Origin of the sequence: Pseudonocardia sp. DSM 110487 (assembly GCF_019468565.1) — a bacterium.
GTDB lineage: Bacteria > Actinomycetota > Actinomycetes > Mycobacteriales > Pseudonocardiaceae > Pseudonocardia.
Window position 1 is genome coordinate 6,540,732 of the sequence record NZ_CP080521.1, and the last position, 13,691, is coordinate 6,554,422.

The 13,691-nt window shown below is 72.6% G+C and carries 9 protein-coding genes and 1 tRNA gene; 2 read left to right on the plus strand and 8 right to left on the minus strand.

The annotated features are described in order from the left end of the window. Positions 1-7: 7 nt before the first annotated feature. Entirely contained in the window at positions 8-673 is a 666-nt protein-coding gene (locus K1T35_RS30505) for a TetR/AcrR family transcriptional regulator (RefSeq protein ID WP_220255246.1), read from the minus strand. Positions 674-769: 96 nt separating this feature from the next. Here K1T35_RS30505 and K1T35_RS30510 point away from each other — a divergent pair, with 96 nt between their 5' ends. Continuing rightward, positions 770-1,663, plus strand: a complete 894-nt coding sequence (locus tag K1T35_RS30510) for an SDR family NAD(P)-dependent oxidoreductase (protein WP_220255247.1) — start codon at positions 770-772, stop codon at positions 1,661-1,663. Positions 1,664-1,771: 108 nt separating this feature from the next. Here K1T35_RS30510 and K1T35_RS30515 read toward each other — a convergent pair. From K1T35_RS30515 to K1T35_RS30545, 7 genes are all read right to left on the minus strand, one after another. Beyond that, a tRNA-Sec gene (locus tag K1T35_RS30515) sits at positions 1,772-1,867 on the minus strand. A 127-nt stretch (positions 1,868-1,994) separates the two neighbouring features. Beyond that, the gene (gene nrfD, locus K1T35_RS30520; RefSeq protein ID WP_220255248.1) at positions 1,995-2,891 is read right to left on the minus strand and encodes an NrfD/PsrC family molybdoenzyme membrane anchor subunit; all 897 of its coding nucleotides are present in this window, start codon (positions 2,889-2,891) and stop codon (positions 1,995-1,997) included. Continuing rightward, positions 2,888-3,787: a 4Fe-4S dicluster domain-containing protein gene (locus K1T35_RS30525; protein WP_370645163.1), complete on the minus strand. Its 900-nt coding sequence runs from the start codon at positions 3,785-3,787 to the stop codon at positions 2,888-2,890. Before K1T35_RS30525 ends, nrfD begins: the two co-directional genes overlap by 4 nt. Beyond that, the gene (gene fdh / locus K1T35_RS30530) at positions 3,780-7,133 is read right to left on the minus strand and encodes a formate dehydrogenase (RefSeq protein WP_220255249.1); all 3,354 of its coding nucleotides are present in this window, start codon (positions 7,131-7,133) and stop codon (positions 3,780-3,782) included. The genes K1T35_RS30525 and fdh overlap by 8 nt, the downstream gene beginning before the upstream one ends. A 45-nt stretch (positions 7,134-7,178) precedes the next feature. After that, complete coding sequence (locus tag K1T35_RS30535; RefSeq protein ID WP_220255250.1) at positions 7,179-8,327, minus strand: glycosyltransferase family 4 protein; 1,149 nt, start codon at positions 8,325-8,327, stop codon at positions 7,179-7,181. Positions 8,328-8,422: 95 nt separating this feature from the next. Beyond that, entirely contained in the window at positions 8,423-9,517 is a 1,095-nt protein-coding gene (locus K1T35_RS30540; RefSeq protein WP_220255251.1) for an NlpC/P60 family protein, read from the minus strand. Between the two features lie 666 nt (positions 9,518-10,183). Beyond that, entirely contained in the window at positions 10,184-11,527 is a 1,344-nt protein-coding gene (locus tag K1T35_RS30545) for an NYN domain-containing protein (protein WP_220255252.1), read from the minus strand. 108 nt (positions 11,528-11,635) lie between these two features. Here K1T35_RS30545 and K1T35_RS30550 point away from each other — a divergent pair, with 108 nt between their 5' ends. Then, positions 11,636-13,345: a DEDD exonuclease domain-containing protein gene (locus K1T35_RS30550; protein WP_220255253.1), complete on the plus strand. Its 1,710-nt coding sequence runs from the start codon at positions 11,636-11,638 to the stop codon at positions 13,343-13,345. Positions 13,346-13,691 lie beyond the last annotated feature (346 nt).

Consider the following 13,691-nt stretch of genomic DNA (forward strand, 5'->3'; position numbering starts at 1 on the left):
CAAGCCACTACAACCGCGCCAGTGTGCCCGCGATCAGCGTGGCGACGGCACTCTCCAGGGTGGCGCGCAGGTCCAGGCGGAGTTCGACCAAGGTGGGGTCGACCTCGTAGGCGGCGAGCGCGCCGGCGGAGGGTTCGCAGTAGGTCGACAGGGCACCGGCCAGGATCAACGTCATCAGGGACACCGTCCGGGCGCCGTCGCCGAGTTCCGGCACGTGCCGGCGGATGAGGTCGCTCATGGTCGCGATGGCGGCGACGGCGGACCGCTTGTGCCGCACGACAGCCTCGACGGACACGTTGTGTTCCAGCACACCGGTCTGTGCGTTGATGAGATCGCACAACACCGTCTGGCGTGCGAGCGACGCGCTGAGCACCGCGGCCACCTGGTCGCCGCGCTCCCGTGCTGACAGGCGCGGCTCGACACCCGCGGCCAGCTCGTCCGACACCTCCGCCAGCCACCTCGCCAGGGCGCGCTCCAGCAGTTCGAACAACACCGCTTCACGGGACTCGAAGTAGCGCAGCACGTTCGACTTGGCCAGGCCGACCCGCCGGCTCAGCTCGTTGAGGGTCACGTCCGCCACCGGCATCTCGTCGAGCATCGCCGCCGCCGTATCCAGGATCGTCCGGCGCCGGATCTCGCGCTGCTCCTCACTGCGCGCTCGCTGGAACGTCATGCGCCACAGCTTACAGACCGGCGGTCCCTTGACAACAGCCCACCGGTCTCTTACTGTCGAAGCCATAAGAGAACGATGGTCTATAAGGAGTGCGGCATGAGCTGGACTGAGCGCGAAATCCCCGACCAGAGGGGCCGCGTGGCGATCGTGACCGGCGCCAACACCGGCCTGGGCTTCGAGACCGCACGAGCACTGGCGGACCACGGGGCGACGGTGGTACTGGCCGTGCGGGACGTCGAGAAGGGCAAGCAGGCGGCCGCCCGCATGATCGGCGACGTCAGCGTGCAGGAGCTGGACCTGACGTCGCTGGAGTCGATCCGCGCCGCCGCGGCCGACCTGCACGGGACGCACCCGGGGATCGACTTGTTGATCAACAACGCCGGGGTGATGTACCCGCCCCGGCAGACGACGCGGGACGGGTTCGAGCTGCAGTTCGGCACCAACCACCTCGGCCACTTCGCGTTCACCGGCCTGGTGCTGGACCTGCTGCTGCCCGTTCCGGACTCGCGAGTGGTGACGGTCAGCAGCGTCGCCCACAACATCCGGGCTGCGATCCACTTCGACGATCTGCAGTGGGCGCGGTCCTACAGCCGGGTCGCGGCCTACGGGCAGTCGAAGCTGGCGAACCTGATGTTCACCTACGAGTTGCAGCGCCGGCTCATGCCGCACGGCACCACGATCGCCGCGGCCGCCCACCCGGGTCTGGCCGACACCGATCTCGTGCGCAACTCCCCCGCAGCCCTGCGGGTGATCGGTCCCGTGATCGCGCCCCTGATGAGCCAGAAGCCGGACATGGGGGCACTACCGACACTGCGGGCGGCCACCGACCCCGCCGTCCTCGGCGGCCAGTACTACGGCCCGGACGGGAGGGGCGGACACCGAGGCCACCCACAGGTCGTCGCGTCCAGCCCGGCGTCCTACGACGTGACCGCCCAGCAACGCCTGTGGGCCGTCTCCGAGAACCTCACCGGCGTGAACTTCCCCGTCTAGCCGCTTGTCACGCAGCCTTGGCCGATCACCTGGTCGAGCCGATTACCGGGTCAACCCTCCGAGACACACCACTAGTGTCCCCGAACCGGCAGGCAGATCGACTGCCGTTGGCGGAGGCGGACGGGAATCGAACCCGCCTGACCGAGCTACTCGGCCACGTCGGTTTTGAAGACCGCGGGGGCCACCAGGCACCCTGACGCCTCCCTCGCGACGCGAGGGTCGACCGCTACCGACCTTCGCGCTCGATGCGGTCGGCCCGAGCGTAGACGTTCATCGTCGGCCCGCACAGGAAGCCCACGAGCGTGGCCCCGGCCTCCGCCGCCCATCTCACTCAGGCCTCGACCTCGGCCCGCTCCCGGTCGTCGAGCCGGTGGCGCTGCGGAACGACGGTGTCGGCGGGGTCGGCAGCAGAGGCCAGACCGGCGTGGAACACCGCGAACCGGGTGGCGAGCGAACCGGCGAGAACTGCGAGCCCGGACACCACGGCAATCGGACGACGGCGCCGCCCGACCAGGGCGCCGACAGCGCCGGCGGCGGTGAGAACGCGGGCCGCCTGCCTCCAGCGACCGGCGCGGCCGGTCGTGTACCTGGCGCCGAGCTGGCCCAGCCTGCGCTCCATCACCTCGCTGGCCGCCAGCTCGGCGGCTGCACCGATCACCGCCAGCCGCGCGACCGGCCCGTTCTCGTCGGCTCCCACCCCGGCCAGCCCGAGCGCGCCGCCCGCGGCGACGGCGCTCGATGCGAACACGATCGGCAGGTCGCGGTGCGCCTCGTGCCATGCGGGCACCGCGGTGTTGCTGATCAGCACGGCCGTGTAGGTGGTCATCGGCCCGCCCAGCGCGGCGGCGCCCACACCCGCGGCGCGACCCAGCCGGGGGGCGACACCGCTCAGCTCCGACGCGGCGGCGAGCGCGGTCAGCCCCGAGAAGGGCGCCAGGATCCACGAGCCCACCGACAGCGGCGAGGTGACCTTGAACATCCGGAGCATGTTGAGGAACCGGGCGGGCCGGCCGAGGTCGTGGACCAGCAGCCCGGCCCCGGCCAGTGCTCCGCCCGCCGCGCCGAGCCGCGCGACCCGCGTCAAGGCCGGACGCCCCGTGGCCGCGGCGAGTTCGGCGATCACGGCGGACGCCCCGGCCGTTCCCCCGCAGAAGAGGTAGGCGGGCACATCCGGGTTCTTCCAGGTGGGCCGGTTGAGTACGGGCTTGCCGTAGTAGGACCGGGTCATCGCCGCACCCCGGCGAACGCCGCGACGATCGCGGCCACCGCACCGGCGGCCGCGAGCGCGGCGCGCTTCCACATCGCCGGCAGGTCGCGCGTGGTCACCACCGGATCCGGTGGCAGGCCGTAGACCTCCGGTTCGTCGAGGAGCAGGAAGAACGCGCCGTCGCCGCCGACCCCGTCGGCCGGGTCGTGGCCGTAGAGGCGCGCCTCGGCGACGCCGGCCTTGTGGAGCACATCCACCCGCTCCGCGGCCCGCTCGCGTAGCTCGTCGAGCGGGCCGAACTGGATCGAGTCGGTCGGGCACGCCTTGGCGCAGGCGGGCTCCATGCCGGCGCCGAGCCGGTCGTAGCAGAGCGTGCACTTCCACGCCCTGCCGTCCCCTGGCCGGATGTCGATCACGCCGTAGGGGCAGGCAGGGACGCAGTAGCCGCAGCCGTTGCAGATGTCCTCCTGCACGACGACGGTGCCGAACTCGGTGCGGAACAGCGAGCCGGTCGGGCAGACGTCGAGGCACGCCGCGTGCGTGCAGTGCTTGCACACGTCCGAGGCCATCAGCCACTGCATCTCGCGGTCGGTTTCCAGGGCGCCCTGCGGCACGGACGGCATCCCGAGGTCGACCGCGTCTGATCGTGGCCGAGTCTGCTCGACGAACGCGACGTGCCGCCACGTCGAGGCACCCAGGCCCGCCGAGTTGTCGTAGGACATCCCGGTCAGGTCCAGGCCGTCCTCCGGGACCAGGTTCCACTCCTTGCAGGCCACCTCGCAGGCCTTGCAGCCGATGCAGACCGAGGTGTCGGTGAAGAAGCCGACCCGCTGTGGGTGCTCGGCGTCGTACCCGGCCTCGGCGGCCGGATCGGCCAGCGGGGCGGCCAGCCGCTGGTCGAGGGTGTATTCACCCACGTCGCCCTCCGTCCGTCGTCGCGTCTCTTGTGGTCGCGTCCGTTGTGGTCGCAGCCATCCCGGTGCGCTCGGTGATGCCGGCCCGCCGCTGGTAGGTCTCGACCAACGCGAGGCGCGCAGGGCCGCGCGGACGCCGTCCGGGGCGGATGTCGCAGGTGTCCGCCTTCGTGGGCTGGATGTGCACGTTCGGGTCGAGGATGATCGGCAGCAGCTCGTTCGCCGCGTCGCCGGTCGAGATCCCGTTCGGTCCCCAGTGGTAGGGCAGGCCGATCTGGTGGATCGTGCGCCCACCCACCCGGAGAGGCCGCATTCGCTCGGTGACGAGCACCCGCGCCTCGATCGCCGCGCGCGCGCTCACGATCGTCGCCCAGCCCATGTGCTCGAGGCCCCGCTCGGCCGCGAGCGCCGGGGAGACCTCACAGAACATCTCCGGCTGCAGCTCGGACAGGTACGGCAGCCACCGGCTCATCCCGCCCGCGGTGTGGTGCTCGGTGAGCCGGTAGGTGGTGAACACGTACGGGAAGACGTCCGCTCCCGGGGTGCCGTCGCTCGGGGCGTACCGGTTGAGCCGGTGCGGGAACACCCGCCGGGCCGGGTTCGCCTGCTGTCCGTAGAGCGGGTTCCCGACCGGCGACTCTGCGGGCTCGTAGTGGGCGGGCAGCGGGCCGTCGGCGAGCCCTGCCGGCACGTAGAGCCAGCCGCGGCCGTCGGCCTGCATGATGAACGGGTCGGTGCCGGCGAGCGCGTCCTGCCGCTCGGCACCCTCGGGTGGCTGGTAGTCGGGACGTTTGGTGGCCTCGAAGTCGGGGACGTCGTGGCCCACCCACTTCTCCTGGTCGGCGTCCCACCAGACGTAGGCCTTGCGCTCGCTCCACGGTCTCCCGTCCGGGTCGGCGGACGCACGGTTGTAGAGCAGGCGGCGGTTGGCGGGCCACGCCCAGCCCCACTCCGGCGCCACCCAGTTCTGCTCCCCGCCGGGTCTGCGGCGTGCGGTCTGGTTGACCCCGTCGGCGAACGCGCCGCAGTAGATCCAGCAGCCGCAGCGGGTGGAGCCGTCGGCCTTCAGCGCGGTGAAGGCCGACAGCGGCGCGCCGTCACCGTCCCAGCCGTTGATCTCGGCGAGCACCGCCTCGGCGTCCGGCTCAGCGTGAGGGCCGATCGTCGGGTAGTCCCACGTCAGGTCGAGGACGGCCCGGTCCCGCTCGGCTTCCCCGGGTGCGGGTGTCCCGCGGTCTTCGGCCGCGAGCTTCTCCCGGATCCTCCGGCCGAGGTGGTAGTAGAACCACAGCTCGCTGCGCTGGTCGCCCCGCGGCTCGACGGCCTTGTGGTGCCACTGCAGCAGCCGCTGGGTGTTGGTGAACGTGCCGTCCTTCTCCACGTGCGCGGCGGCGGGCAGGAAGAACACCTCGGTGCCGATGTCCTCCGTCGTGAGCTCGCCCGACTCGATCTCCGGACCGTCCTTCCAGAACGTCGCGCTCTCGACCATGTACAGGTCGCGCACCACGAGCCACTTCAGGTTGGCCAGCCCGATCCGGTTCATCCGCGAGTTCGCCGTGCCCACCGCGGGGTTCTCCCCCACCAGGAAGTAGCCCTCTGCTCCGCCGTCGGCCTGCTTGACCACGGTGTCGTAGTTGGAGTGCCCGCTGGTCAGCCGGGGCAGATAGCCGAAACAGAAGTCGTTCTCCGCGGTCGCCGCCTCGCCCCACCACGCCTTCAACAAGCTGACGATGTAGGTGTCCAGGTTCCCCCAGAACCCCGTGCTCCCGGCGCCCGACGAGATGTACTCCCGCAGGTCCAGGTGCTCGTGGGCGTGGGGCATCGGCAGGTACCCCGGCAGGATGTTGAACAGCGTCGGGATGTCGGTCGACCCCTGGATCGACGCGTGCCCACGCAGCGCGAGGATCCCTCCACCGGGACGGCCGATGTTGCCCAGCAGCAGCTGCAGGATCGAGGCCGTCCGGATGTACTGCACGCCGACGGTGTGGTGGGTCCAGCCGACGGCATAGGCGATCGCCGTGGTCCGGTCGGGCCCCGAGTTGCGGGTGACGATCTCCGCGATGCGGAGGAACTCCCGCTCCGAGATGCCGCAGATGTCGGCGACCGTCGCCGGTGTGTACCGGGCGAAATGCCGCTTGAGCAGCTGGAACACGCAGCGCGGGTGCTGCAGGGTGTCGTCCCGATGCGGCATGCCGTGGAACGTCCCACCACCGGAGCCTGCCGTCTCGGTCGACGACGAATCCCTCATCCGCTCCCCGTGCGCGTCACCGCCGGGGGCGTCGCGCTGCATTGTCGCCCACTGGTCGCGCAGCCCGGCTGCCGCCGCGACCTCAGCGCCCTCGTACTGCCACGTCGACTGGTCGTAGTGGCGTCCCTCGGCGTCGAAGCCCGAGAACAGCCCGTCGAGGTCCTCGGTGTCGCGGAAGTCCTCCCGCAGGATCATGGGCGCGTTCGTGTAGTGGACGACGTAGTCGCGGAACCACCTGTCGTGCTCCAGCACGTAGTGGATCAGCCCGCCGAGGAACGCGATGTCGGTGCCGGCGCGCAGCGGGACATGGACGTCCGCGAGGGCGCTCGTCCGGCTGAACCGGGGGTCGACGTGCAGGATGGTCGCGCCGCGCGCCTTCGCCTCCATCACCCACTGGAACCCCACCGGGTGGCACTCGGCCATGTTCGAGCCCTGGATCAGGATGCAGTCGGCGTTCTGCAGGTCCTGCTGGAACGTGGTGGCGCCACCGCGGCCGAAGCTGGTCCCCAGACCGGGGACGGTGGAGGAGTGTCAAATACGGGCCTGGTTCTCGATCTCCACAGCGCCGAGGGCGGTGTAGAGCTTCTTCATCAGGTAGTTCTCTTCGTTGTCCAGTGTCGCGCCGCCGAGGCTGGCGAAGCCCAGCGTCCGGTTCAGGACCCGGCCCTTCTCGTCCCTGTCCTCCCACGTCCGCCGCCGCGTCTCGATCACCCGGTCGGCGATCATGTCCATGGCCGCGTCGAGGTCGAGGTCCTCCCACTCCGTGCCGCCCGGCCTGCGGTAGCGGACCTTCGTCTGCCGGGTCGGCGCGGTGACCAGCTGATGGCTGGCAGACCCCTTCGGGCACAGGCGGCCCCGGGAGATCGGGGAGTCGGGGTCGCCCTCGATCTGCGTGACCCGATCGCCTTCGACGTAGACCTGCTGGCCACAGCCGACGGCGCAGTACGGGCAGACCGATTTCACCATCCGGTCGGCCGTCTCGGTACGGGCGGTCAGGCTCCGGCTCCGGGCGGATTTCGCGGCCGCGCCCCGGCCCAGCCGATCACGCCCGGCGAGCTGACGGACGACGGGCCACAGATCGATGAAGGTCCGCGCACTCACGTGCAGGGGCTTCTCCCGATGGCACCGCAGGAAACATGGGATCGGCTAACGGTCGAGCAATGCGCGGTCACCTCTCAGCAGGGCACGCAGCCGAGCCACCCGCGCGGGCCATGCCCATTCCTTCCGCATCCACGCCCGGCCGGCGGCCCCCATCGCCCGCGCGCGGTCCGGGTCGGCGAGCAGGCGCGCCACCGCGGACGCGACGGCCGTCACGTCGCGCCCGTCGACGACGTGGCCGGTGCGCCCCTCCTGGACCGTCTCGGGCGCCCCGCCCGACTCGCCCGCGACGACCGGGAGCCCGGCGGCCGCCGCTTCGAGGAGAACGATGCCGAGACCCTCGACGTCGAGGCCGCCGCCGCGGGTGCGGCACGGCATGGCGAAGACGTCGCCGACCGCGTGATGGGCCGGCAGGTCGGCCGCGGGCACGCCGCCGGCGAACACGACGTGCTCGTCCACCCCGGCGGCCCGGACCAACCGCCGCAGCCGCGCGGCGGCTGGACCGTCGCCGACGACGAGCAGCCGCGCTCCCGGTACGCGATCGCGCACGAGCGGCATGGCGCGGATCAGCATGTCCTGCCCCTTGCGCGCCACCAGCCGCGACACGCACACCACGAGCGGCGCGTCGCCGACGCGGTAGCGCCTGCGCAGCTCCGCGCGCGCGGCCGGGTCCGGCCGGAACCGCTCGGTGTCGATCCCGGCGGGCAGCACCTCCAGTGCCGCCTGCGGTCCGAACGCGGCCGCGACCCGGGAGCGGGTGTAGCGGGAGATCGTGGTGAGCACGTCGGCGTCGGCTCCGATCCGGCGCAGCGTCTGGCGTCCGCCGGGCAGCATCGACCAGCCGACCTCGTGACCGTGTGTACTCCCGACCACGCGCTCGACGCCCGCGCGCCGGCGCAGGTGCGGGCCGAGCAGCGCGAGCGGCGCCGCCGCGCCGAACCAGACGGTGGTGGCGCCGTGCTCGCGGGCCAGCGCGATGGCGCGGGCGGCCACGGCGGGGACGGGGAGCATGAGCGACGTCTCGTGCCGGTGCACCGGGACGGGCGAGGCCGCGTCGAACTCCGCTGCTCCCGGCCACGCGGGTGCGTAGACGGCGAGCTCCCCGCGGGGCAAACGGTCGGCGAACGCGTGCAGGTAGGTCTGGATTCCGCCGGTGCGGGGTGGGAAGTCGTTGGTCACGAGGAGCGTGCGCGCCACCGCGCGACGCTATCCGTTCGCACCGGGCGATCGGGCGGCGGCCGGTCCACCCGGCCGGCCGCCGCCCGTTCCGGGGAGCGGACGAGGTCTTCTCGCTACAGGCGGCGCGCGCCCGTGAGCGGACGACGGGAGATGTCCGAGTACTTGACGACGTCGCCGGTCTGCGGAGCGTTGATCATCATGTTGTTGCCGACGTAGATGCCCACGTGGCTCACCGGCTGGTAGAAGAAGAGCAGGTCGCCGGGCTGGAGCTGGTCGCGGGACACAGGAGCGCCCACCCGAGCCTGCTGGCTGCTCGACCGCGGCAGCGTGATCCCGACCTTCTGGAACGCCCACGACGTGAGACCCGAGCAGTCGAACGAGCTGGGACCTTCCGCGCCGTAGCGGTAGGGCTTGCCCAGCATCTCGACGGCCGCCTTCGCCGCCTGCACGCCGGCGCCGGAGCCCGCGATGACGCTCGGCCCCGTCAGCGTGGGGCCGTTGCGCTGGCGCCGCTGCTGCGGGCTGAGCCGGTCGAGGAGGCGCTGGGCCTCGTCGATCCGCTTCTCGGCGTCGCGCTTGCGGTTCTCGACGTCCTCCTCGGCCTTTGCCGCCTCGTCGGCGGCCGCCTGCGCACGCGAGACGGCGGCGTCGGCCTCGATCCGCTTCTGGGCGGTGTCGTCGACCTTCGCCAGCAGCTCGTCGAGCTTGTCCTGGTACTCGGACGCGAGGGTCTCGATGGCCGACATCTGGTCGAGGAACTCCTGCGGCGAACGGCTCGCGAGCAAGGCGTTGAGCTGATCGAGGTTGCCGCTCTCGAACGTGGACAACGCCACGCTGTCGATCTCGATGCGGAACTGTTCCTCGTCCAGGACCGCGGATTCGAGGGCCGCCTTGGCGGGGTCGACCGCGGCCTGCAGCGTGCCGAGTTCCGACTGCCGCGCCGCGAGGGCGTCCTTCGCGGCGTGCCACTCCTCGGTGAGGGCCTCCGCCTCGTGGTTGACCTGCTCGAGCCGCTGCGCGGCGTCCTGCGCGTTGTCGGGCGGGTCCTGCTGTGCGGCGGCGGGGGAAGCGCCGACCAGCAGCGACATGATCAGGATCAGGCCGACCGACCCGACCGAAGAGGCCGACCGGCCGGGGCGACGCAGGCGTCGCAGGATCGGGAAGAAGGGCTTCCGAGGCCCCGACGAGGTGCGTCGACGCGACTCCACGCGGACGAATCTCCTCTCGCGACCCCGCGTGATTACCCGATCGGGGGAAGGGGGAGCGCCGATCGGGGTATCGCGCGGTGACCTCACGTTGCCACTCGCTGTCGAATGGCTGACGCGCCGTAAGGTCTCGCGGAGATTACGGAGCAGCGCGGGGCACGTCCAACCCGGGGGTCACTTGCCGTGGCGCGCGGCATGACGTCACCTGCATGCACGCAGCGCAGCGAATATGCCGCTTACGTGGAGTTCTGATCACCCTGCGTCACGGACGGCTCCCCCGTTCCCCGCATCCCGTGGCGTTCGGCGCGGTGTGGTGGCCACCAACCGCAATCTCGGCACCAGTCCTTGATCGGCCAGCACAGCGAGCGCACGCCGCTCCGGTGCGTCGAGCTGCACGATCGGCGCGCCGGACGGCGCTTCCGGGTCATGATCCGCGGGGGCCGCCGGCGCCGGAGCACCCAGCAGCACGCCGATCACGCACTCGCCACATGCCACGCCGCGCACGGCACAACCGTCACAGTCGATGATCATCTCTGCTCCCTCGACGGTTCGGACGAGCCGGTCGCCGTCCGATGCGCGCGACGTTAGGAGCGACCTCCGACAATTCCACTCCGAGCAGAAGCCCGGTGGCCTTGGAACGCGCCGCTACGCGACCAGCGGGCGGGTCGGCTATCCCCGCACCAGCCGGGTGAGCAGCACCGCGGAAGGCACGGCGTGGGCGCCGCTGCGCCGGACCGACTCCACGACGGCTCGGTCGGACGTGGCCACCACGACGGGCCTGCCCTGTGGCTCGGCCGCCACGAGGTCGCGGATGACGTCGTCGGCCAGCACGCCCGCGTCGCTGAAGAGCACCCGCACGCCACGAGATCCGCGCGGCGGCGCGGTGATCACTCCGGCGCCGTCGAACACGACGGTGATCTCCACCCCGGTGCGCGCCGCGAGTACGCCGAGCTGCCCGACGAGCCGGGACCGCTGGTCGGCGAGTGGGAGCTCGGGATAGCCGGTCTTGCTGACGTTGTAGCCGTCGACGACGAGGTGCAGCGACGGCACGACGAGCAGGGCGTCCAGCTCGGCGACGGTGCCGACCGCGGTGCCACCCCGCGTGGTGCGCGCGCCCGCGACCAGATCGCCGGGACGGGGCCCGCCACCACCGAGCGCGAGCTCGCGCCGCAGGCCGGTGAGCGCGCCGCCGAGCGTGTCCATCAGGAGCGCGAGGCGCACCTCGTCGGCCTTGCGTGCCTCCCGGGCGGCCTGCCGCGCGGCGGCCACTTCGGCCGCGGCCCGGTCGGCGCGCCTGCGCTCGGCCTCGGCGCGTTCCCGTTCGCGGTCGCGCTCGGCGACGGCGGCGGCGAGCTCGCGTTCGGCCCGCTGGCGCAGCTCGTCGGCCGCGCGCTCGGCGGCGGCCTGCGCGTCTCGGGCTGCCCGCAGCGTTGCCCCCTGCTCGGAGACACGGCGGCGCAGCTGCTGGTACTCGTGGTCGCGCTGCTGCCCGGCCGTGCGGGCCTGGGCGCGGGCCTCGGTGAGCTCGCCGCGCAGGCGTTCGAGCTCGACGGTGAGCTTGTCCACGCGGGAGAGCGCGGCGTCACGCTCCGCACGCAGCTCCCCCGCCTCGCCCCGGCGTGCTGCCGCCGCCACGGCCTCGCCCGCGTTCTCGTCGTCGTTCAGGAGTGCCGCGGCGGCGGCCATGAGCGGGTCGTCCGCGGCAGTGGTGAGCTCGCCGGGGCGATGCTCCTCCCACCAGGCCACGACGGCCGTGCGGAACGCCGCGGACGCCTCCAGCTCGGCGGTGAGCGCTGGGCCGCCGAGCTTGGCCCGCTTGGCGGGCGTGAACCGCGCCAGCCTCCGCAACGGCACGGGGACGTCCACGGCCGGCATCGCGCCGACGGCCGTGGCGGCGAGATCGGCGAGCCGGGAGCGCACCGCCTCCGGCAGCCTGGCCCAGTCGACCTGCCCTGGCGACAGGGCGGCCGCGCCCTCCTCGGGCGGGCCGGCCGTGCCGTCGGACCTGGACATCGCTACAGGTTATCTGCGTTCCGGCCAGTTCACCGGTGACGCCGCGGTCACAATCCGTACGGAGAGACCCCGAAGAACTGTCGGAGCGTGTCGCTAGCGTCCCCGCCCGTGCCTGCCCGCTCCCCCCAGCTGACGTTCGACGAGCTCGGCACCCCGCTCCGCGACGTCACGTTCGTCGTTCTCGACCTCGAGACCACGGGCGGGTCGGCGGGGAACGACTCGATCACCGAGGTCGGCGCGGTGAAGGTGCGGGGCGGCGAGTTGCTCGGCGAGCTCGCCACGCTCGTCGACCCGGGCACCGGCGTGCCGCCGGGAATCGTCGCGCTCACCGGCATCACGTCCGCGATGATCGCGGGCGCGCCCCGGCTGCCGGAGGTGCTCCCGTCCGTGCTGGAGTTCCTGCGCGGCACGGTGCTGGTGGCCCACAACGCCCCGTTCGACGCCGGGTTCCTGCGTGCGGCGTGCGAGCGGCACGGTCAGGTGTGGCCCCGCCCGCCGGTGCTGTGCACGGCGCGGCTGGCCAGGGTCGTCCTGACCCCCGACGAGGCGCCGAGTGTCCGGCTGGGCGCACTCGCCGAGCTCTTCGGCACTGCCACGCGCCCCAACCACCGCGCACTCGCCGATGCCCGCGCCACGGTCGAGGTCCTGCACCGCCTGCTGGAGCGCGTCGGCAACCTCGGCGTCCAGAGCCTCGAGGAGCTGCTCGCACTCGCGAAGGAGTCCGCGCCGCACCGGCCCACCCAGCAGCAACGGCGCAAGCGGGTGCTCGCGGAGCGAGTGCCGTCGGCGCCAGGGGTGTACCTGTTCCGGGGCCCTCGTGACGAGGTGCTGTACGTCGGCACCAGCGGCGACCTGCAGCGCCGCGTGCGCAGCTACTTCACCTCCGGTGAGCGGCGCAGGCGCGTGCGCGACATGGTGGCGATCGCCGAGCGCGTCGACACCGTCGTGTGCGCCCACGCCCTCGAGGCCTCGGTGCGGGAGCTGCGGCTCATCGCGGCGCACCGCCCCCGCTACAACCGTCGCTCCAAACGCCCGAACCACACGTGGTGGGTGGCGCCGACGGCCGAGGCGTTCCCGCGGCTGTCCGTCGTCACCGCGCCCCGCGACGGCGCACTCGGGCCGTTCCCGTCCCGGCGTGCGGCCGCCGCGGCCGTCGACACCGTGCTCGACGTCGTGCCACTGCGCCCGTGCACCCAGCGCATCCCGGCGAAGGGTGCATCGGCCGCTCCGTGCGCCCTGCACGAGATGGGTCGCTGCGCCGCGCCCTGCGCGGGTCTGCAGACACCCGATGAGTACGCGCCCGCCGTCCGCGCGCTGGCCGATCTGGTCGACGGCCGCGACGACGCGCCGTTGCACACCGTGGCCGCCGAGATCGACGCGCTCGCGGGGAAGGAGCGGTTCGAGAACGCGGCGCGCAGGCGCGACCAGCTGGCGGCGCTGATCGTCGGGCTCGGGCGGTCGCAGCGGCTGGCCGCGCTCGCCGCGCTGCCGGAGGTGATCGGCGCCCGGCCGGACGGCAGCCGTGGCTGGGAGATCGCGGTGGTGCGGTACGGGCGGCTCGCCGCCGCGGGCGTCGCCCGGCGCGGGGTCGCCCCGATGCCGGTGATCGACGCGCTGCGGCTCGGTGCGCAGACCGTCCTGCCCGGCGCCGGGCCCTTGCGCGGCGCCACGGTGGAGGAGGTCCGGCTCCTGCACCGGTGGCTCACCACGGGCGGCACCCGCCTCGTCGCCAGCGAACCGGCGTGGACCGAACCCGCCCGTGGCGCGGGCAGCTGGGGAGCCTGGGCGGAGCGGGCCCGGCCCCTTGAAGTGGACTAGGTGGCTGGTGCCTTTCGGTGGTTGGTGGTTGGTGTCAAGGGCGCTGCGCGTCGCTGCGGATCGCTGCGGATCGCTTGACCTGCGAGTCTCTGCGGCGCCTACGGCCAGTACTACGCGGGCAGGCCGGGGGGCTGCCCTCTGGGTGCACGGCGCCGCCAGGACCCGCACCTGCTCTGCGCTGGGGTGGAGATCATTCCGGGAACTCCACAAACGCCCTGTCGAGGACCGGGACGAGTGGCGCCGCGCACCAACCGGGCAGGCCTTTGGCCTGCCCGCGAGTCTGACCGGAGGGGCCGCAGAGGGACGGCTCCGCACAATGCGCGGCGCCACCGGAGGCCCTACGAAG

Excerpts from the sequence above, each read along its gene's own strand:
- K1T35_RS30505 (WP_220255246.1), bottom strand. The coding sequence starts at position 673 with ATGACGTTCCAGCGAGCGCGCAGTGAGGAGCAGCGCGAGATCCGGCGC.
- K1T35_RS30510 (WP_220255247.1), top strand. The coding sequence starts at position 770 with ATGAGCTGGACTGAGCGCGAAATCCCCGACCAGAGGGGCCGCGTGGCG.
- nrfD (WP_220255248.1), bottom strand. The coding sequence starts at position 2,891 with ATGACCCGGTCCTACTACGGCAAGCCCGTACTCAACCGGCCCACCTGG.
- K1T35_RS30545 (WP_220255252.1), bottom strand. The coding sequence starts at position 11,527 with ATGTCCAGGTCCGACGGCACGGCCGGCCCGCCCGAGGAGGGCGCGGCC.